Here is a 20,350-nt window from a genome sequence, read left to right as displayed (position 1 = left end):
CAGGGCGTGCTCTGTTTTAGTGATCCGTTTACAGGAGATTTTATGAACTTCACCCCCTTTTCCCGCTCGATGCTTGCCGCAGGACTGATTGCCGGCGCGGTTTCCCTCGCGCCGCAGGCCCATGCAGCGGACAGCACGACTTCGAGCACCTGCCAGCAGAATGGTCAGACCGGCGTCCTCGGTCGTCTGGCACAGCGGGAAGACTGCCTGAACAGCAGGGTCCAGAACTACCAGAAGCAGTCCCAGGACGCGCAGGCCGCCCGTGAAAAGCGGATCCAGGACCTGAAGGACAAATATACAAACGCCCCCGCCAACCAGCAGGCACGCCTGCAGAAGCAAATCACCAGCGAGCAGTCCAGACTGACGAGCATGCGCGACCAGCAGACCCAGCGCCTGCAGCAGCTCAAGAACGCGCCGCAGGAACAGCGCGACCGCGTCAACGCTCTGGGCACCAAGACGCGCGGCGACGTGAACAACTTCCTCAACGGTGGTCTCTGATCCGCTCGCTCCGGCCCCTCTGACGGGGCCGGATTTTCAGGGTTTCAAAGGGCCCTGAACGCCTGAAGGGCGCGATCCCGCCCGTCCTTCAGATCGACGATGGGGTGGGGATAGGTCCTGCCCAGCACGACGCCCCCTCTTCGCAGATCCCCGTCTCCCGCGCCCCAGGGTTCGAACAGTGCCCGGCCGGAAAGGCGACGCAATTCGGGAACCCACTGGCGGATATAGTCGCCATCCGGATCGAACTTCTCCGCCTGCCGCGTGGGATTGAAAATCCGGAAGAACGGCGTGGCCTCAATGCCCGTACCGGCCACCCACTGCCAGTTCATGGCATTGTTGGCGAAATCCGCATCCACCAGCGTATCGCGGAACCAGGCTTCTCCCTCCTTCCAGTCGATCAGAAGGTGCTTCGTCAGGAAAGACCCGACGATCATACGCGCTCTGTTGTGCATCCAGCCGGTCTGCCAGAGCTGACGCATCCCGGCATCCACGATCGGCACCCCTGTCTGCCCGCGCTGCCAGGCTCTCAGATCGGCCGCACTCTTCCGCCAGCGCATTCCGGAAAATCTGGGGCTGAGATTTTCAAACGGCAGTTTCGGCAGATGATACAGCGTGTAGCGGGCAAACTCCCGCCAGCCGAGTTCCGACAGGAAGATCCGCGGTCCTTCCGTATGCGCGCCGTGCTTCTGAAGCGCGGCCCAGACCTGCCGGGGCGATACCGCACCGGAGGCGAGATAGGGCGACAGGCGGGACGTTCCTTCCTCCGCCACCCGGTCCCGGCCTCTGGGATAGTCTGCGACGAAATCCTTTAGAAAATCTTCAAGATGCTCCTGCCCTTCGGCCTCGCCCGGCTCCCAGGTTTTGCGAAAACCCGCCGCCCAGTCCGGCCCCTGCGGATAGAGGCTGTCCTCGTTCAGCCGGGCATCGGACTGGATGGTGTCCGGCACGGCGTGGAACGACAGGCGGGACGGTGCTTCGAGCGGTTCGGGAACGGCATGGGTCTGAAGCGCTTTCCAGAACGACCCGCAGACCTTGTAGAATCCGCCCTGCTTCGTCTGCACGGTGTCCGGATCGACCAGAACCGTGCCCCACTGCGCATGGACCTCACATCCCTGGTCTTCCAGCGTCCTCCGGATGCGGTCATCCTGTGCCCTCTCCCGTTCATGCAGACGATGATGCCAGTGGACAAAGACCGCATCCGTCTGTTTCGCGAGCTGCGGAAGCAGTTTTTCAGCCGAGCCGGAAAGCGTCAGCAGCGTCCCACCCTGCTTTTCCAGGTTCCGTCGCAGATCAGCCAGCGCCCCATGAAGCCACCAGCGTGCAGCCGCTCCGAGAGGGTGGAGTGCCGGCGTGACATCATCAAGAATGTAGAGACAGATCAGCGGTCGGCCGGAAGCAGCGGCTTCATGCAGGGCAGGATGGTCTGCCATGCGCAGATCGTCTCGAAACCAGACGATGGCAGGGCGGTTCTGGGAACTGGACATGGATCCTCACAGCAGGGGAAAACATTTCATAAAGCGCGTGACGGCACAGGTCGTTCAGAATGAGCCGCGTCAGAACGGCATCAAGTCATTTTCCCGGTCCAAGAGGCTCATTACCTGAGAAAAAATTTCTCTTCCTGCTGTGAACCATTGTCATCGGATGTCGTTTACAAGGCAAAACGCTCTCTAGAGGATTTTTACCTATGTCCACCAAATCCATCGCACGCCTTGCCCTGTCTCTGGCGCTCCTGTCCGGTGCAGGTGTTTCACTCTCGGCCTGCAATACCGTTCACGGTGCCGGTCAGGATGTGAGTTCCATCGGCCACAACGTCTCCCGTGGGGCGGGTGCGACACAGGACGCAATCCAGCGCAACACGAACGCTTCCACGCACTGAGCATCCTGAACCCTTTTCGGGGTTTCAAAGCCGCCGGTCTCCAACCGGCGGCTTTTTTTGTGCTTCCTTCCACCCTGATTCTGGCATCCCTCCCGATAGCCTCTCCTTCAGGTGAAAGGCGGCGTATGGATTTTTACTTGTCATTCACCGCAGGACAGTCCCATAGTTTCCATTGAACAAAGACGTTCTCAGGGCGGGGTGAAATTCCCCACCGGCGGTATTGGCGGATTTCTCCGCCTCAGCCCGCGAGCGCCTTCCGGATTTCGGTCCGGAAGGGACAAGCAGATCCGGTGAGACTCCGGGGCCGACGGTTAGAGTCCGGATGGAAGAGAACGCAGCACTTGTCCGGTGACGGACAGGTTCGGGTGCCCTTTGCCCGGCCTGTGGTCCGTATCGGCTGAGGGCGGCGTGCGCCTTGCGGGCGTCCCGACTGTAACGGGACCAGAAGACGCAACTTGGCTGACCAGACTACCCTTTCCGACACAGTTTCGCTGACCGCGATCCGCCATGGCTTTCATGCGGCCATCGCGCAGGCTGTCGACACTTTCGGCGCCACGGCCCCCAATCCGTCTGTCGGCTGTGCGCTTCTGGATGCGGACGGTCGTATCCTTACGGTCGGCGTCCATCCGCGCGTTGGACAGCCTCATGCCGAAGCCATGGCTCTGGCGCAGGCCCGGACGGCAGGTGTGCTGGATCAGGCATGCGTGGCCCTCGTGACGCTGGAGCCCTGCAACCACACCGGGCGCACCCCGCCATGCAGCGAGGCCCTGCGCAACAGCCCTGTCCGCGAGGTCTGGATCGGTGCGGCCGATCCAAACCCGCAGGCTGCCGGTGGGGCGTCGCGACTGCGCGAAATGCCCGGTGGAAAGCGTGTGGTCATGCTGGCCCACCGGCCGGACATGGCTGATCTGGCCCGGGACTGCCGGGCCCTTCTGGCGCCTTTCGCAAGCCGTGTCGTCCGGCGCCGCCCCTGGATCAGCGTCAAACAGGCGCTGGACGAACACGGTTCCATGGTGCCGCCGCCGGGACAGAAAACCTTCACATCCCCGGACTCGCTCACCCTCGCACACCGCCTGCGCCGGGCGACGGATGCGATCATCACGGGTGTCGGCACCGTTCTGGCGGACCGTCCGCGCTTCACGGTCCGGCATGTTCCTGACCATGATGGTCGCACGCCACGCCTGCTCGTCGTCTGCGACCGCCACGCCCGCCTTCCGGCAGACTGGGTTGCCGAGATGACGGAGGCCGGGTTCGATGTCATTTCCAGCTCCGATCTGCTCTCCATCCCCGCCATGCTGGCGGAGCGGGGTGTGAACTGGGCGATGATCGAGGCCGGTCCTGCTCTGCTGGCAGCCGTGACCGAAGCCGGGCTGTGGGACGACTGGCTCACCATTCACAAAACTGCGGGCGCTGACCGCATCGACCTGAAATCGCGGGACGAGAGCCCGCTGCGACTGCTGAGGGAAAACGTATGTTCTCTGGAATCATAGAGCGTCTGGGAACCGTCCGCTCCGCTTGCGTCCGTGACAGGGCAATGGACCTGACCGTGGAGACAGGCTTCCCCGATCTGGAACTCGGCGAGAGCGTGGCCGTGAACGGCGTATGTCTGACAGTCGAGACCTTCGATGCGGCAGGCGTGGCAACGTTTCATCTCAGCGGCGAGACCCTGTCCCGGACCCCGCTGGATCAGCTAAAGACCGGATCACGCGTCAATCTGGAACGTGCCGTTGCCGCCAGCACGCGCCTTTCAGGCCATATCGTACAGGGCCATGTGGATGGCGTGGCGACCCTCGCGAGCGTCGAAAAAGCCGGCGATTCCTATGCCCTGCGCGTATTCGTCCCGCAGGCCCTACGTCAGTATGTCGTGGAAAAAGGATCCATCACCTTCGACGGCATCAGCCTGACGGTGAACGAGCTGCATGACGACATCACACGCGGCAATCAGGCCGGATTCGAAGTCGGCCTGACGATCATCCCGCACACCTGGGAACATACCAACCTGTCCACCCTGTCGGTCGGGGACCGGATGGATGTGGAAGTCGATGTGCTCTCCAAATATGTCGAGAACCTGCTGCGGTTCTCCCCCAGCCTTGGAAAGGTGGCCTCATGAAGCCGTCCCTGAAAGCCGCCATCGAGGCCATCCGCGCTGGCGGCATGGTCGTCATGGTCGATGACGAGAACCGTGAGAACGAAGGCGATCTGGTCATGGCGGCACAGTTCGCCACGCCGGAAGCCATCAACTTCATGGTCCGTGAGGCGCGCGGACTGGTCTGCCTGCCGCTGGAAGCCGAACAGGTGGACCGTCTTGGCCTGCCCCCCATGGTCACGCGCAACCGCGACCCACGCGGCACGGCCTTCACAGTTTCGATTGAAGCGGCAACGGGCGTGACAACCGGCATTTCCGCCGCCGACCGCGCCCGTACGATCGTCGTCGCAGCCAATCCAGCCGCAACACCAGACGACGTCGTCTCGCCCGGCCATATCTTCCCGCTCCGCGCCCATCCGGAAGGCGTTCTGGGCCGCAACGGGCATACTGAAGGCTCCATCGACATTGCGCGTCTGGCCGGGCTGGAACCGGCTGGCGTGATCTGCGAGATCATGGCCGATGACGGCAGCATGATGCGCCTTCCGGAACTGCGAAAATATGCGGCAAGGCACAACATGCCCGTGGTCAGCATCGCAGACCTTCAGGACTGGTGCCGCGAGCATGGCCGTGGGCCCGTCGCGGGCCATGACCTGATCTGCACGCCCGTCCCGCCCGCAGGCGAGATGGTGGCGAACTCCGCCCTGCCGAGCATTTTCGGCGGTCATGATCTGCGCATCCATGCCTTCCGTGCCGTTGATGGTGTGGAGCATGTCGCGCTGGTGAAGGGCGATCCGTCCAAGGGCGTGCCGTTGATCCGACTGCACTCCGAATGTGTGACGGGCGATGCGCTCGGCTCCCTGCGCTGCGACTGCGGCGCGCAGCTCCGCGAGGCTCTGGAGCGGATTTCGGCGTCGGAGTCCGGCGTGCTGGTCTATCTGCGGGGCCATGAAGGACGCGGGATCGGGTTGGCCAACAAAATCCGCGCCTACGAGCTTCAGGACCACGGTATGGACACGGTGGAGGCCAATGAGGCCCTCGGCCTGCCTGCCGATGCCCGCGAATGGGATGCAGCGGCTGATCTTCTGCGCCATCTTGGCGTAAGTGCGCTCCGCCTTCTGACGAACAATCCGGACAAGGAATCCAACCTGGTCCGCTTCGGCTTTGACGTGAAATCCAGCGAGCGGCTGGAAATCGAGGCCAATCCTTTCAATCGCGCCTATCTTGCGACCAAACGCACGCGGATGGGCCATTTCCTTCAGGAACAGCCGGCATGAGCAAGCACATCCCCGTAGCCCCCGACCTGCGTCTCTCGCCCGCGCCGAAAATGGCCATCGTGGTCAGCCGCTTCAATACGAACATCACGGGCGGCCTGAAAAACGGTTCGCTCGAATGGCTGGAAGAGCGCGGCATCACGGATGTGGATGTCTATGACGCGCCCGGCGCTTTCGAACTGCCACTTCTGGCCCAGCGTCTGGCGAAGTCGGGCCAGTATGAAGGCGTGATCTGCCTCGGCTGCGTTATCAAGGGCGACACTGCGCATTTCGAGTTCATCTCACTGGGCGCGACCATCGGCATCATGCAGGCCCAGCTTGCGACCGAAGTGCCGATCGCCTTCGGAATCCTCACGACCTATACCGAACAGCAGGCCGTGGACCGTTCCCGCAAGGATGCCGAAAACAAGGGCCGCGAAGCCGCCGCCGCCTGCGTCGAAAGCGTGGCCTTCCTGCGCAACGTTCCCGGCCAGCCCTGATCATGTCCCGATCCCTGATGGTTTGCGGACTATCTTCCGTTACCATCAGGGATGATCCTCATCGGCAGTCGAGACGCTCCCGGACGCTGATGGAATACTCGAAAAACACAACAAAATTGCAATTGAACGCAGTTTTTGCTATATTTCCCTAATGTAGAAGGGATATTTTCCCCTTCACAAAACAATCATGAAATACACCATATATCCCTTCCCGATGCTTGCGGGCCAAGGTCGATACATTGCCCTCCTGAAAATTGAGGAATTTAATTTTGAAGAAAATTATTTTCTTTTGTGTGCTGCTGTCCAGCCCGGCTCTGGCTTCGGATATAATTCCACAGACTTATCGCGCTACCGACAATCACTACCATACCGTCAATATTACTTCGAATCTGGATGCGACAGGCAAACCCACCGTAGGAGCCTATCAGGATCTGAACGGGCAGTGGCATGCCACAACCGTTTCGGTGCAGGCCTGTGGACTGGACGCACACAACCATCCTGTCCCCTGCGCGGCGGCCGTAACCGACAGCACTCTTGAGAACTATCTCCAGAAATCGGCCGTCAGTGTGGCCAATGGCGTGGCCGCGCTCGACGCACTGGGAGATGTCACGAGCCCTCTTACCTCGGGAACCGACTGGCTGGGCACCTGGCAGAAAAATGCCCAGTCCGTTGATGTTTTTGCCCAAGGATACGAAAGCGCGCTTTTTGGCGGCCAGATGGCGACCGGGGAAAATAACGGCACCTATATGCCCCGTTCCCTTCTGGTCCAGACCGATCCTTACGGCCCGTATTCGACCGGATGTGGCATGGGCGTGGCCATGACCGGATCAGTCTATAATTCGCAGTATCCGATTTCCGAACAGGACCCCCGCAGGGGGGCAGGTGCCGTGGTTGGCGTTGGCGGCTATGACACTGTTGCGAACTGCATTCTCGTCAGCAACATGCCCGCACGCCTCATCCTCACGGCAACAGGCTATACGGCAACATCCGTGCAGCTCGCCACACCGCTGACAGCAGCGCAGGCCGCGCAGATCCACCCCAACATGTACATCACGACAAACAGTCCGAATCCCGCGCTAACGCCGACAGCCGTCACCGGGCAGCTTCCGCTCAAGAACCTTTTTGCGGGTTTCGTGAGCGCACAGCCGGCAGCAGGTGCCACGTCAATCAGCGTCTACGCCTGGGACGTTCCCGGGATCGGGACGGGTGCCGGTGGTCAGGTTCCCCAGACGGCCACGCTCGACACCGTATGGAGTGCGCGAAACGCCCCGACCGTTTTCCTTGGCGGCGGGGCAGCGGGGAGCGCGTTCAGCGAGAACTGGTTTTTCAATCTTGATGCGGGAGACCTGACGCCTTCCACCTCAAACCGTTCCCTGATCCATCAGATCACGCCACTTGAGGTTGATCTGAACATCGTCAATGGAACCGCCCCCGCCAATTCCATCGACTGGCAGGGCATCAGCATGAATGCGGGAAACCAGCCCGCTGCCCTGACAACCGACAGCCGTCAGATCCTGCTGGGCGGCAACATCAATCACCACCTTCAGTTCGATGGTGGCAGCGGAAACTGGCTGATTGATGGCGACAATGTCTCCATCCCGTCTACGAAAAACCAGTCTCTCTCTTCCACCATCACGGCCCAGATCTATCAGGAATGGGACCAGTGGGTCAGTTCGGCCAACAAGATGCGTTTTGTTCTGTGGAATGCTTTTGGCAATCCGTCAGCCCCGACCGGCTGGGAGCAGAGTGTCGTCCACATGGGGCCCACTGTGGATGGCGATCCCCAGGCCGTAGGCGATCCCGGCGGGTCCAAACAGGCTGATCTGGAATGGAATGTCGCAGGCAATTACGGCAGCCTGTCGATCTGCGGATATGCGTCGCATTGCGGTTTCCGCGTCAACGGCGACGGTCTGGCTGTGGCCTCCAATGGCCTTGATATCCTTGCCGACAGTTACGTCGAGGACGGGCACACCCTGTTCATCAAGCCCGCCACGGTTTCAAGCGGTCTATATGCAGGATGGTGTGCGCCGAACAGCTTTGTGCTGGGGACCTGCTCCACGATCGGCGCAACGGTGCATCTTCAGGCCTCGGGCGATTTCCGCAGCAGCGGCGGAACCTCCTCGACAGACATGCAGACGGGAAATTTCTCAGGGCTGCATGCGGACGGACATGGCAACTGGAGCACAACGACGGATACGGCGGATGGCGGCGCGATCCGTCAGGCATCCTACACGCTGGCGTCCCTGCCCACCGCCAATGAAACCGACGGCAATCACCTGTGGTGTTCGGACTGCAAGCTAAACAGCATCACGGGCGTTGAGGTCTACTGGCATGCGTCCGCCGCGAAATGGACCGACAGCCAGAACAACAGCCTCTCAAACTGACCCGCTCTGCAGATCAGAAGCGCCGGTACAGAAGTTCGGGCTTTTCCGGCACTCCGGTCGCGGCCTTTTCCACAAGATTGTGAAACGGCGACAGGCTGCAGACCGGATCGGTGTTTGCCGCATTTCCCGTCAGGGCCAGGGCCTGACAGCGGCATCCGCCCCAATCCCGTTCCTTGCGTTCGCAGGACCGGCAGGGCTCTGGCATCCAGTCCGTCCCGCGGAACATGTTGAACAGGGGCGAGAGGTTCCATATTTCGGACAGGGTCACGTCTTTTACATTCGGGAACGCGACATCCGGAATGATCTCGGCCGCATGGCAGGGCAGCACCCGCCCCGAGGGCGTCACATTCACGAAACGCTGCCCCCATCCCCCCATGCAGGGTTTGGGCCGGTCTGCATGATAGTCCGGCGTTACATAATCGATGGAAAGCCCACCCTTCGCGCGTTCAGCTTCCACGGCACGGGTGGATTCTTCCAACTGGTCCCTACTGGGGAGAAGCGCATCGCGGTTTTTCAGCCCCCAGCCATAGTACTGGGTATGCGCGATCTCGACCCGTCCCGCACCGAGTTCCCGCGCCAGCGCAAACATCTCTGGGATACGGGCGACATTTTCCCTGTGCACCACAAAATTGAGCGTCATCGGAATACCGGACGCGCGGATGAGCCGCGCCGCCGCAATCTTGCGGGCCTGCGCCCCCTTGAGGCCACCGATACGCTCGGCTCCCGCTTCCGTCACATCCTGGAAAGAGAGCTGGATGTGATCCAGCCCTGCCCTGTCGAGGGCTTCCAGTTTCGGTTCGTCCAGCAGCACGCCGGACGTGATCAGGTTGGAATACAGGTTAAGCTTCTGGGCCACGGAGACCAGTTCAACCAGATCAGGCCGCGCCATCGGCTCGCCGCCGGAGAAATGAACCTGAAGCACCCCAAGCTCGGCCGCCTGCTCCAGTACGGCAGTCCAGCTGGCCGTGTCGAGTTCTGCCGCCTTTCGCTCAAGCTCCAGCGGATTGGAGCAGTAGGGGCAGGAAAGCGGACATCGATGCGTCAGTTCAGCCAGAAGGCTCATCGGCGGCGAAGGGAGTGTCATGTGTGCAGGACGTTCTTTTCTGTCAGTTCAGAAAGAAGCGCGAGGACATCCTTCGCAATGACCTCACGCGGGGCGGAAAACTCGATTGCAAGCTGCTGAATGATGTCGCCGACGCTGCGTTTCCCATCCAGCAGCCGCAGAATATGCGGCGCGGCGCCCTCAATCACAAATGCTTTTTCAGGCGCCTGCACGATCCAGACGTCCCGCACGCGATCGTGCTGGAGCCGGTGGCCGCGGGCGAAGGAGAGAACCGTCTCCTCCGTCACGATATGAGGGGCTTCCGTCATGGAACGAAGGCGCCCGGCGGAATATGACCTTCCACATAGGCGTAGTCGAGAGCATCCAGCATCGTCCACAGGACGGAACACTTGAACTCGAGTGCCCCGAGGACTTCTTTCTGCTGCTCCGGCGTACGGGCGTTTTCGCGCACATAGGCCAGCGCGAAATCGGAATCCCGCGGGGCCTGTGTCAGACGGGGCGTGAAATAGGCCAGCGTCTTTTCCGACACGAAATCATAATGCCGCAGCATGCCCGAGACGCGTTCGCTGATGATCGTCGGCGAGAACAGTTCCGTGAGCGACGACGCAATGGCCGCCAGAATCGACTGGTCCCGCACGAAGTTCACATAGGCATCGACCGAGAAGCGCGTGGCCGGAAGCAGCCCCTCAAGGCTTTCCACATAGTCCCGATCCAGCCCCAGACCATCCGTCAGCATCAGCCAGCGCGCGACACCGCCCGTTCCGGGTTCCGTGCCATCATGATCCTCGATCCGGCGACGCCATTCGCGGCGAAGTTCTGCCGTCGGCAGGCGGGCGAGAAGCGTCGCGTCCTTGGCCGGGATACGGGCCTGATAATAATAGCGGTTCAGCGCCCAGGCCTGAACCTGAGCCTTGTCGAGCTTGCCGTCATGCAGCTTGCGATGGAACGGATGCCGGTTGTGGTACCGCTCGGCCCCGATCTGGCGAAGCTGTGCTTCAAGCTGGTCAGGTGTGAGGAGCGTCATGGTGTGTCCAGTCTGAAAGTCATGCCGTCTTCCGCAACCGTCCATCCGGCGCGTTCGACGTCTTTGCGTTCGGGGCTGTCTTCGAACAGAATTGGGTTGGAGTTGTTGATATGAATCAACACTTTACGGGGTTTTTCGCATGTCGTGAAACATTCGACCGGTCCCCCGGCATCATTCACGGACACATGCCCCATCCGCTGTCCGCTCTTCGGACTCAACCCGGCGCGGATCATTTCATCGTCCCGCCACAATGTCCCATCGAAGAACACGAGATCGGCTGCCGCCACCCGTTCCACGATTTCCGGTGTGATCTGCGCACAGCCGGGAATGAAGAGCACCGTCTTGCATCCATCCGTGATGGACAGGCCCAGCGTCTCGTCCGGGCGTGAGCCTGCGGCTTCTGCGTAAAGTGGCGCCTTGCCCGGAACGGCGAAGGCCGTGAGCAGAAGACCGGACGGAATCCCGTCCTTGTTCATCAGGGACGTGGCTTCGTCGAGAATGAGAGGAACGCGCGGGACGATTTCAGGATCAAGCGCGCCGAAAATCGGATTGTCCGCAAGCTGCTGAAGGGTCGAGTCGCTGCCCATCAGCGTGAAGGGTTCACGCTCACGCAGCGTCAGAAGCCCGGTTACAGCATCAATCTCGCCGCAGGTCAGCACAACGCCCTGAATGGGCGTGCCGCGAAGGCTACCCTGATGATGCAGGGCCGGCGTATCGATGATCTGCTGCCGCAGATCGGGCGAGGCATTGAGAATGAACCAGCGCTTTCCGTCGGCGCTGACGGCAATGGAGGCCTGGGTCCGGGCTTTCGCGCCCTGTCGCGTGCGGGCGGCCACACAGCCGGGTGCTGCGGAGTTCCACTGCGGAAAACCGCCCCCTGCCGCCGCGCCAAGCACGATGACATCAATCATTTTTTCACAAACCGTCTGACTGGGGCGTCTTACGACACCCATGAACGAAAACGGCCGCTCCATGGGGGAGCGGCCGTGCCATATTCCTCAAGGACTGTACCTCAGGGAAGAGGCTTATTTCTTCTCGCCGCAGACATACGAGTTGATTTCTGCGCCCAGCGGGATTTCGGTAACTTTCGGTGTGTTCCAGGCCATGATTTTTCTCCTTGGTCTCCGATAACCGGCAGATGCGGCAGAGGATTCATCCCTGCGCACCCACAGGCGCTCCTCATGATTTAGTGACCGGATGCCACTGGAGTTCAAGGGGGTTTTTGGGCAGAACACGCAACTGTGTCCTTTCACGGATCGTTTTGGTCCGTAAGCTCCGTCTCCGTTGCAGGCAAAGAAAACATGTCCGGCCGTCCCACTGCGTCTTCCGCCGACCCTGCCTGTAGCGACAGCCCCTCTTCCTCCGGGAAACCGGGCGAAAGACTGTTGCCCGACGGCGATTTTCCGGACCCGACCCTCGACCGGAATCTCCTGCGCGAACACCTGAACATCCGCGACATGTGCGTCCTGATCCTTACGATTCTGGCCGTTTTCTATTCGCTGTATTTCACCGCGCCCATCCTGCTCCCCTTCGTCTTCGCGCTCGTCCTGAACCTGCTGATGATTGCGCCGATGCGATTCCTGACGCAGCGCCTGCACCTGCCCCGGCATCTGGCAGGCCTCATGCTGATCGTCATGATGTTCGGAATCGTCGGCGGAATCGCCACGACCATTTCCGTCCCGGCTGCTGGCTGGATCACCCGCGCGCCGCAGACGCTCCCCGCCCTGCAAAGCAAGCTGGCCGTGCTCAGCGGCCCGATTGACGTGGTCCAGCGCGACTATATGCGCCTTTCCGCCATGTTCAGCGGCCATTCGGGCAGCACACACACCACGCATGGCGTGAGCGGGACGATCGGGGGAGAAACGGCGCTCTCGCGCCTCGGCTCCTCCGTCCTGGCCGGAACACGCGAACTGGCCGGCGGCTTCTTCTCGATGCTGCTGATGCTGTTCTTCCTCATGACGGAAGGCGACACGCTCCTGCGCCGCTGCGTCGAGATCATGCCGACCTACGCCAAGAAACGCCGCCTCGTGGAAATGGCGACCCAGATCGAGCAGAACGTCTCGCTCTATCTCGTGACGATCACGATGATGAATCTGGGTGTCGGGCTGGTGAACATGATCCAGTGCTGGGCCACCGGCATGCCCAACCCGCTTCTGTGGGGCGTTCTGGCCTTTCTGCTGAACTACATTCCCATTATCGGGCCGCTGACGGGTGTGGTGGTCTATTTCGTGGTCGGACTGTTCAGCTTCCCGTCCCTGCTCTATGCGCTCCTGCCGCCGTCGATCTATCTGCTGATCCATGTGCTGGAAGGCGAGACCATCACGCCCATGCTGCTGGCCCGGCGCTTCACCCTCAATCCCGTCTTCGTCATGGGATCGCTGCTGTTCTGGGACTGGATGTGGGGCATTTCGGGCGCGTTCCTGTCCGTCCCGATGCTCGCGGTCTTCAAGATCGTCTGTGACCATATCGAAGTGCTGGCGCCGCTCGGGCATGTTCTGGGTGGCCCGACGCGGCGGACGATCAGCAGTGCCATTGTTGCGCAGCTTCAGTCCGAGCCGTGAGGACCGGGGCTTTGCCCCGCGCCCCACAAAGGGGCTCGCCCCTTTGATCCCGATTCCAGATAAAGCGGTTTCCAAAGGCCTCCGGCCTTTGGCGGCTTTCAGGGGAGCGCCCTGAACAGGCTCCGAATATCTGGCCAAAACTGCCCTTTTCACGCTAGACGCTTCGGCAGAACCATTCCTGTCCGGCTCACAATGCAAGGAGACCCCATGACCCAACTGCCCCGCCGCGGCGTCTGTCTGGTGATCTCGGCCCCGTCTGGTGCGGGCAAGTCCACCATTGCCAACGCCCTGCGTGCTTCGGAGCCCACGCTGCGCCATTCCGTCTCGGTCACAACGCGTAGTCCGCGTCCGGGCGAAGTCGAGGGCGTGCATTACCATTTCCGGGATATTACGGAGTTCCGCCGCATGGCCGCGGATGGCGAGCTTCTGGAATGGGCGGAGGTCTTCGGGCGGGGTTATGGCACGCCACGCGCACCGGTCGAGGAGGCGCTGGATGCCGGACATGACATGGTGTTCGACATTGACTGGCAGGGGCATCGCCTGCTGCGCGCGGCCCTGCCCGACGATGTGGTGAGCCTGTTCGTCCTCCCCCCATCGCTGGAAGAGCTTGAACGCCGGCTGAACAAGCGGGCCTCGGACCATCCGGAAGAAATCGCCAAGCGCATGAAGGCCGCGCTGGACGAGATTTCCCACTGGTCCGAATTCGATCACACGATCATCAACTCGGACCTCGATACCGCCATTTCGCAGGCCCGCTCCGTGCTCACGGCCGCGCGGCTTTCCACACGGCGCCAGCGCAACCTGTTGGACATGGTGGCCAGCTTCAGCCGCTGATCTCGTCAGTCACGACATCCCGAGAGCCTGCTCCCCGGTTTTTACGAAACTGGAAATCTTTCTGCGGAACTTGGGAAGAGTCCGGCTTCGTGATATGGCCTGCCGTTCTCTCAGTGGCTGCGGACGGCAAGGGAAAGACACTTCATGACAGCGCCCCAGAACGGGACCGGAAACGGCCTCCAGACCGGAGCGGACCTCGCTGTCCGCAGTGACTCACCCCTGATCCTGGCGCTCCCGAAAGGGCGTATCCTCAAGGCGCTGGCCCCCGTCCTGACCCGCACCGGCATCGAGCCCGATCCGGACTGCCTGACGGAAAGCAGCCGCCGCCTGCGCTTTGGCACGTCCGATCCGAATCTGGATGTGGTCCGGGTCCGCTCTTTCGATGTCGCGACCTTCGTGGCCTATGGTGGCGCGGATATTGGCGTCTGCGGTGCGGATGTGCTGATGGAATTCGACTATCCGGACATCTATGCGCCGCTCGATCTGGGCATCGGTGGCTGCCGCATTTCCGTCGCACGCCCCAAGACCATGATCGAGGATCCTGCGACCGGTCAGTCCCGCCTGCGCGTCGCCACGAAATATCCGACCATCGCCCGCCGCCATTTCGCGTCCCGTGCCATCAACGCCGAGATCGTGCATCTGAATGGTGCCATGGAACTGGCGCCGACACTGGACCTGGCGAGCGTGATCGTCGATCTGGTCGATACCGGTTCCACGCTCCGCGCCAATGGCCTGATGGAAACCGAGACCATTGCCCATGTCACGAGCCGCCTGATCGTCAACCGCGTCGCGCTCAAGACCCGTCCCGAAGAAATCAGCGCTCTGATCGAACGCTTCCGCGCTGCCCTGAACACGGAGGACGCCGCCTGATGAAACGCCTCGATACATCCGCTGCCGGTTTCTCCGAAGAGTTCGCAACACTGCTTGCCGCGCGTGGAAGCGATGAGCGCAGCGTAGCCGAGCCGGTCCGCGCCATTCTCGCTGACGTCCGCAACCGGGGCGACGAAGCCCTCTGCGATTACACCGCCCGCTTCGATCGCCTGACGCTGCCTGCTGAAAAGCTGCGGATCAGCGCCGAAGAAATTGCATCCGAAGCCGCGCGCGTGCCCGCGGATCTGATGGACGCCCTGCGCACCGCTGCCCGCCGGATCGAGACGTTTCATGCCGCCCAGATGCCAAAGGATCTGGACTTCACGGACGAGGACGGAATCCGCCTCGGCATGCGCTGGACGCCGCTGGATGCGGTCGGGCTGTATGTTCCGGGTGGCAAGGCTGCCTATCCGTCTTCCGTCCTGATGAACGCCCTGCCCGCCCGCGTGGCTGGTGTGAAGCGGCTGGCCATGTGCGTCCCTTCTCCGGATGGCGTACTGAACCCGCTGGTTCTGGCGGCCGCCCAACTCTGCGGCGTCGAGGAAATCTATCGCATTGGCGGCGCGCAGGCTGTGGGCGCCATGGCGTTCGGCACGGATCTTATCGCGCCCGTGGACCGCATTGTTGGCCCCGGAAATGCGTATGTAGCCGAAGCCAAGCGGCAGGTTTTCGGCCATGTCGGCATCGACAGCATCGCCGGGCCGTCGGAAGTCGTGGTCGTCGCCGATGGCCAGAACGATCCGCGTCTTGTCGCGCTCGATCTGCTCGCACAGGCCGAGCATGACGAACAGGCCCAGGCCATCCTCATCACGACAGATGCTGGCTTTGCCGAGCGTGCTGCCGAAGCCGTCCGCAAAGAGCTTGAAACGCTGCCCCGCACGGCCATCGCTTCGAAAAGCTGGGACGATCATGGCGCGATCATCGTGGTGCGCTCACTTGAGGAAGCCGCCGAGATCGTCAACGCGCTGGCACCCGAGCATCTGGAAGTCATGCTCGACGCCCCGCGCGACTTCTCGGCTATGATCCGCCATGCAGGTGCGATCTTCATGGGCCGCTACTGCCCCGAAGCCGTGGGCGACTATGTCGGCGGTCCGAACCACGTCCTGCCGACCAGCCGCACGGCGCGTTTCGCCTCCGGCCTGTCGGTCTTCGACTTCATCAAGCGCACCACCACCATCGAAACCGACGAAGCCGGTCTGCGCCGGATCGGCCCGGCTGGCGTTGCACTGGCGACGGCCGAAGGGCTGGACGCCCATGCGCTCAGCCTGTCGGTGCGGCTGGAAAAGAACTGATCCAGCCTTTATCCGGGAGGCTCTGAGACCTCCCGGATCCTCCCATGTTACCGGAGCAAACCCGTATCCGGGTCCAGAACCAGAGGCGTGGTGTTCGGCGTCTGCGTGAAGTCGAACATTGGGTCTATCTGGCCCGCGGTCGCATCAAACGATCCACCCCCAAGGCGTTTTCCCTCCAGCCAGTTGTCTTCGATGAAGCGCACCACGGATGCCTGACTCGTCAGGTCATGACTGACAAAGTTCCGGCGGGCATACGGAGAGATCACGATAAGCGGGATGCGCGTCCCCGGTCCGCAACGGCCATTGACCAGCTTGCCTGCCACACCTTTCGGAGCCGACCCTGCGGTTCCGCAGATCCCGGCGCCGTTGAGTTGATCGGCAGTGCCGTCGAACGAACCCCAGAGCGGTTTGTGGAACGCGTGATCGTACCAGCCATCGGAGTCATCATAATCGATGATGATCGCCGTGCTGGCCCATTCCGGCTGGCTCTGGATGAAGTTCACAAGCATCACGATACCGTTCTGCTCATCCAGCGGGTCCGAATTGCCAGGATGACCGTCCTGATAGCCCGGCATCTTGATGTAGGAAACCGCGGGGAAATTTCCCGCCTTCAGGGCCGTATAGAAGTCTCTGATATCATACTGATGGTTTGCCGGCTCCCGCGTCGAGGTTCCAGGGATCGTGCTGAAACCGATCGAAGCCACGGAGTCCGGCCGGGCATGCGTCGGATTGGCCGTGCTCGCGAAATACTGGAACCAGGCATGATGCGGAACATAGTCCACGCGCGTTCCTACAATGTCGGAATAGGTACTGCGATTGCACCCCGTGGTGTTGTTCGCGTTCGTGAGCGTCAGGTCGAAGCCGCCCATGAAACCGCCCCAGGAAATACCCTTCGCGTTCAGCAGATCACCGATATTTTTGGCATTGATCAGCACCTGTGACGGGGTTGAGCAGCGATCGTAAGCCGGATCCTCATCGTTGATCAGGGTGTATCCGCCCTGCCCGTCATTGATGTAGGCACTCCCGAGCATATTGCCCGCAATGGGCTGAAGACCATTGGTCTGGCCAGCCACAACCTCAAGCGCACCCGGCGTGGATGGACCGTACGTATCGCTCCAGTTATTGTCGCTCATCGCGTAATGCTGGGCGTAATTCCAGAGCGCCGTAACCGTATTGCCGTCAAAATACCCCAGAACCTGCCCTTTCGTCCCGAAAGCACCTGCGCTTCCTGACGTTGCTGATCCGGTATATTTTGGAAACAGATCCATCTTCCCGGCGTCGTAAGCCTGCTGCTCCGGCGTATAGCTGTGGTTCTGGTCCGCTGTATTCGCCTGCGTCCGGTCGATGCGGAACGGAAGCGCTGCTCCCGACCCGTTTGCCGGGCTGGAATTCGGATTGTTCGTAAGAAGACTGGCGCTCGTGAGATTGTTGACAGCAGGCGTATCCACCAACGCCGTAAAAGCCGGTTCACCGCTCACATTCGCCGCCTTGGGATAGGTCGCGAAATAATGGTCGAAGGAACGGTTTTCCTGAAAAATCACCACGACATGCTTGATGGGCGTCGCAGTTGGATAGGACGCCGCCGCAGAGGAAGGCGCTGCCAGTCCCAGGGACGGAAAAAGAATGGAGCCGGACAGAAGGACTGCCAGGCCGGATTTTGCTCGTTGTACGCGCTTCATGAACACCTTGCGGAACCTTTCCTCACTACGGTCAACCGGTTTGACAAACACCCTGAGCCCCATGTTCGTCGTCCCTCCGGATGTTTCTGGTTTGTGAAGCATGTCACCCATCCTATCGTTGTCCTGCCTGTCCCGTGACAGGGTCCGCCACAGGAGCCACAGCCGGAGCATCCGTATCTGTCAGCGTGCCAAGAAATGCGATGATCGCCCGGCGCTCATTTTCGGTTAACGCCGGCGCCTCACCCGGCCTGCGGTCAAACGGCGCATCTATCGTGTCAATATTGGAACGGTACTTTTCCGGAATATCATCATAGACGTTGATTTTTTCATCCGGCCCGCTCGGATAGAATTTTTCAGGCTGGAGATCCCGGACAGCATAAAAATCCAGAACAGCTTCGAGCGTGTGAAAAACACCGTTATGGAAAAAGACATGACGTGTCGCGACATTGCGCAGGGTCGGCGTCACGAACATCCCGCAATAGGCCGCAAAGGCCTTCCGACCATCGGGCTGACTGTCGCATACGCCGAGATCATCATAGCTGGCGACGGCATTGCGGCTGATCGCCATGTTGCGCGGGGCACCGAGCGCTTCATACTGATGATCGGTAAAAAGCGGCGGCAGGCCGTCACGGGTGATGTGATCGAGATGGCAGGCCGCACAGTTGCCTTTCTGCGGATCGTTGAACAGGAGATATCCCTCGCGTTCGAGTGGCGTGAACCGCGCCTTTCCTTCCAGCCAGACATCAAACCTGCTGGAATATTCGTGGAAATGCCGGTCTTCCAGCTCATAGCGCCCAATCGCGAACAGCGCTTCTTCACGCAGGAAGGCAGGATCCTTCTCCCCGCGCGCTCCCGCCAGCGCAAGAAGAGCCGCACGGTAAGGTGCCGTGTTCAGCCGCGCAGTGACACGCTCCGGCGTGGAAGCCATCTCATCAGGATCAAAAAGCGGCCCACCAGCCTGTTGCTGAAACGTATCGACCCGACCATCCCAGAACAGTCCGCCCTGAGGAACGATATGTGCGGCAGATGACGCCGTATCCGCTGCACTTTTGCTGCCACGCTGGTTTCCCGTACTCGGCACACCGATGACGCGCGGTGCAACATCGTCATTTCCCAGATCCGGCCCGATACTGAACGGCGGCATACGTTCCAGATAGGTCAGTGAGGGAATTGCACGCCGCCCCTGCCGGTGCAGATCCGCCCCGCCTTCGAAAACGGACGCATTGCCCGTCGGCCCGTAATGATTCGCCGGATCATGACAGGAGGCGCAGGACAGTTTTCCCGAACCCGAAAGCGCCCTGTCGTAAAACAGCATGCGCCCAAGCTGCGCCATCTGCGACAGGGGAGCCTGTCTGGGCCGATAAAAATTCTGCGGACAGGGGTTCCGGCCATCCGGCGCGGGATCACAGACATCGTGAGACAGCGGCGGCGATACGGGCGAGGATTGCGCGTCACAACCTGAGCCAAGCACCGTCATCCCAAGGACTGCACTGACACACCGGATTGTCCGCATCCCGCTCCTCACAGGAGAGGCGTTCGCTCTCCATCCTGCACGGGCACCGTTTCCTGAACCCGTCATAATCAAAGGTCATACCATACTGAAATGCGGGGCTTCCCTGTTACCAGTCCTCACGATCATTTCCGGCAAAGAAGTAATCGCTGTGTCCGAGACTAAGGGCTGATAACGGATTCAGCAGGAAGGGGGATGTGACAGTTTTATGAACCTCAACCTGCGGTTTTTCGCTCCCTTCTGCCCTGAAGGCAGGATTGATTCATTCTGAACGACGCTCGCATACGCCTTTCGGATTTGAAATCGGGCAAGGGAAGCAGAAAGTTTTTACTCACGATCCGGAACTGCTTTAGGCTCCGTTCTGAGAAGGAGAAATCAGTCATGGCCCAGTTGTCGATCGGTGATCATGTTTCGGACCTGAAGGGAACGCATGACGGCAGGCTGGTCGATATTGACGGCTCCACCGGTTATGTGGAGCAGGCCAATGGCGTGGAGGTCGAATTCCCGCTGAGCCAGCTCAAGCCTTACGAGCCTCCGAAAATAGCAGAAGAGCGCACCCTCTCCGGCCCCCTGCGGGATCGGCTCCTGAACCCCGCGCAGAGAGCGCTTCTGGCCTCGGTCCCTGCCTCCCTCCTGGCTGCAATCGCCAAAAGCTACGATGCGGGCAGTGACGGGCCGGGATCGCGGCCACCCTTCGCGGCTCTTCCGGAATCCAAACGCCTTGAGGCCATCCGGATCTATCTGCCGACGCTGCCGCAGCGGCTTCTGGCGTCACACATGTCTCTGGTCGTAGCCATGCGCGACATTTCAAAACTGTCCTGACAGACGGGCTCGGCAAGCTCTTTCATTGCGTTGACGACGGCAGGCATCATTCGTACAAGCCCGTTTTCTGAATCCGCGAAGCCCCATCAGGCGCAGCTTAC

The 20,350-nt window shown here is 61.0% G+C and carries 20 protein-coding genes and 1 riboswitch; of the genes, 12 read left to right on the top strand and 8 right to left on the bottom strand.

All coding sequences use genetic code 11. The features are described from left to right. Positions 1-42: 42 nt before the first annotated feature. Positions 43-498: a hypothetical protein gene (locus KP701_RS06550; RefSeq protein WP_215746413.1), complete on the top strand. Its 456-nt coding sequence runs from the start codon at positions 43-45 to the stop codon at positions 496-498. Between the two features lie 44 nt (positions 499-542). On the opposite strand, the gene KP701_RS06545 is transcribed toward KP701_RS06550, so the two are convergent. Further along, positions 543-1,982, bottom strand: a complete 1,440-nt coding sequence (locus KP701_RS06545; RefSeq protein WP_215746412.1) for a deoxyribodipyrimidine photo-lyase — start codon at positions 1,980-1,982, stop codon at positions 543-545. Positions 1,983-2,182: 200 nt separating this feature from the next. Here KP701_RS06545 and KP701_RS06540 point away from each other — a divergent pair, with 200 nt between their 5' ends. The 6 genes from KP701_RS06540 to KP701_RS06515 all read left to right on the top strand — a co-directional run bounded on the left by KP701_RS06540 (position 2,183) and on the right by KP701_RS06515 (position 8,594). Continuing rightward, positions 2,183-2,374 (top strand): entericidin A/B family lipoprotein, encoded by a 192-nt coding sequence (locus tag KP701_RS06540; protein WP_215746411.1) that lies wholly within the window; start codon positions 2,183-2,185, stop codon positions 2,372-2,374. 180 nt (positions 2,375-2,554) lie between these two features. Then, positions 2,555-2,712: riboswitch (FMN riboswitch) on the top strand. A gap of 117 nt (positions 2,713-2,829) precedes the next feature. After that, positions 2,830-3,864, top strand: a complete 1,035-nt coding sequence (gene ribD, locus KP701_RS06535) for a bifunctional diaminohydroxyphosphoribosylaminopyrimidine deaminase/5-amino-6-(5-phosphoribosylamino)uracil reductase RibD (RefSeq protein WP_252345452.1) — start codon at positions 2,830-2,832, stop codon at positions 3,862-3,864. Next, a complete protein-coding gene (locus tag KP701_RS06530; RefSeq protein WP_215746410.1) occupies positions 3,846-4,484 on the top strand; it encodes a riboflavin synthase in 639 nt (212 codons plus the stop codon). The genes ribD and KP701_RS06530 overlap by 19 nt, the downstream gene beginning before the upstream one ends. Further along, complete coding sequence (ribB, locus tag KP701_RS06525; RefSeq protein WP_215746409.1) at positions 4,481-5,734, top strand: 3,4-dihydroxy-2-butanone-4-phosphate synthase; 1,254 nt, start codon at positions 4,481-4,483, stop codon at positions 5,732-5,734. The genes KP701_RS06530 and ribB overlap by 4 nt, the downstream gene beginning before the upstream one ends. Next, complete coding sequence (ribH, locus tag KP701_RS06520) at positions 5,731-6,210, top strand: 6,7-dimethyl-8-ribityllumazine synthase (protein WP_062459559.1); 480 nt, start codon at positions 5,731-5,733, stop codon at positions 6,208-6,210. The genes ribB and ribH overlap by 4 nt, the downstream gene beginning before the upstream one ends. Before the next feature lie 269 nt (positions 6,211-6,479). Further along, a complete protein-coding gene (locus KP701_RS06515; protein ID WP_215746408.1) occupies positions 6,480-8,594 on the top strand; it encodes a hypothetical protein in 2,115 nt (704 codons plus the stop codon). A gap of 13 nt (positions 8,595-8,607) precedes the next feature. Here KP701_RS06515 and pqqE read toward each other — a convergent pair whose 3' ends face one another. From pqqE to pqqA, 5 genes are all read right to left on the bottom strand, one after another. Further along, entirely contained in the window at positions 8,608-9,678 is a 1,071-nt protein-coding gene (gene pqqE, locus KP701_RS06510; RefSeq protein WP_215746407.1) for a pyrroloquinoline quinone biosynthesis protein PqqE, read from the bottom strand. Next, complete coding sequence (gene pqqD, locus KP701_RS06505) at positions 9,675-9,965, bottom strand: pyrroloquinoline quinone biosynthesis peptide chaperone PqqD (RefSeq protein WP_215746406.1); 291 nt, start codon at positions 9,963-9,965, stop codon at positions 9,675-9,677. Before pqqD ends, pqqE begins: the two co-directional genes overlap by 4 nt. Further along, positions 9,962-10,681, bottom strand: a complete 720-nt coding sequence (pqqC, locus tag KP701_RS06500) for a pyrroloquinoline-quinone synthase PqqC (protein ID WP_215746405.1) — start codon at positions 10,679-10,681, stop codon at positions 9,962-9,964. Before pqqC ends, pqqD begins: the two co-directional genes overlap by 4 nt. Then, complete coding sequence (gene pqqB / locus KP701_RS06495; protein ID WP_215746404.1) at positions 10,678-11,592, bottom strand: pyrroloquinoline quinone biosynthesis protein PqqB; 915 nt, start codon at positions 11,590-11,592, stop codon at positions 10,678-10,680. The genes pqqC and pqqB overlap by 4 nt, the downstream gene beginning before the upstream one ends. 114 nt (positions 11,593-11,706) lie before the next feature. Continuing rightward, on the bottom strand, positions 11,707-11,787 hold the full coding sequence (gene pqqA, locus KP701_RS06490; protein WP_010502998.1) for a pyrroloquinoline quinone precursor peptide PqqA: 81 nt from the start codon (positions 11,785-11,787) through the stop codon (positions 11,707-11,709). A gap of 195 nt (positions 11,788-11,982) precedes the next feature. On the opposite strand from pqqA, the gene KP701_RS06485 reads away from it, so the two are divergent. From KP701_RS06485 to hisD, 4 genes are all read left to right on the top strand, one after another. Next, positions 11,983-13,242: an AI-2E family transporter gene (locus KP701_RS06485; protein WP_215746403.1), complete on the top strand. Its 1,260-nt coding sequence runs from the start codon at positions 11,983-11,985 to the stop codon at positions 13,240-13,242. 207 nt (positions 13,243-13,449) lie between these two features. After that, positions 13,450-14,076: a guanylate kinase gene (gene gmk, locus KP701_RS06480; RefSeq protein WP_215746402.1), complete on the top strand. Its 627-nt coding sequence runs from the start codon at positions 13,450-13,452 to the stop codon at positions 14,074-14,076. Between the two features lie 144 nt (positions 14,077-14,220). After that, the gene (gene hisG, locus KP701_RS06475; RefSeq protein WP_215746401.1) at positions 14,221-14,946 is read left to right on the top strand and encodes an ATP phosphoribosyltransferase; all 726 of its coding nucleotides are present in this window, start codon (positions 14,221-14,223) and stop codon (positions 14,944-14,946) included. Then, complete coding sequence (hisD, locus tag KP701_RS06470) at positions 14,946-16,238, top strand: histidinol dehydrogenase (RefSeq protein WP_215746400.1); 1,293 nt, start codon at positions 14,946-14,948, stop codon at positions 16,236-16,238. The genes hisG and hisD overlap by 1 nt, the downstream gene beginning before the upstream one ends. A 47-nt stretch (positions 16,239-16,285) precedes the next feature. Here the strand turns inward: hisD and KP701_RS06465 are convergent, their stop codons facing one another. Together KP701_RS06465 and KP701_RS06460 are read right to left on the bottom strand one after the other, a co-directional pair. Next, positions 16,286-17,917: a phospholipase C gene (locus KP701_RS06465; RefSeq protein ID WP_371818907.1), complete on the bottom strand. Its 1,632-nt coding sequence runs from the start codon at positions 17,915-17,917 to the stop codon at positions 16,286-16,288. A 112-nt stretch (positions 17,918-18,029) separates the two neighbouring features. Then, positions 18,030-19,430, bottom strand: coding sequence for a cytochrome-c peroxidase (locus tag KP701_RS06460; protein ID WP_252345450.1), 1,401 nt, complete (start codon positions 19,428-19,430; stop codon positions 18,030-18,032). Positions 19,431-19,808: 378 nt separating this feature from the next. On the opposite strand from KP701_RS06460, the gene KP701_RS06455 reads away from it, so the two are divergent. Beyond that, a complete protein-coding gene (locus tag KP701_RS06455) occupies positions 19,809-20,249 on the top strand; it encodes a hypothetical protein (RefSeq protein WP_062495098.1) in 441 nt (146 codons plus the stop codon). Positions 20,250-20,350: the final 101 nt, after the last annotated feature.

It is taken from the genome of Gluconobacter sp. P1C6_b, from assembly GCF_018811945.1.
In the GTDB taxonomy this organism is placed as follows: Bacteria; Pseudomonadota; Alphaproteobacteria; order Acetobacterales; family Acetobacteraceae; genus Gluconobacter.
The sequence above is the reverse complement of the archived record's forward strand: the minus strand, read 5'-3'. Positions and strand labels throughout refer to the sequence as shown.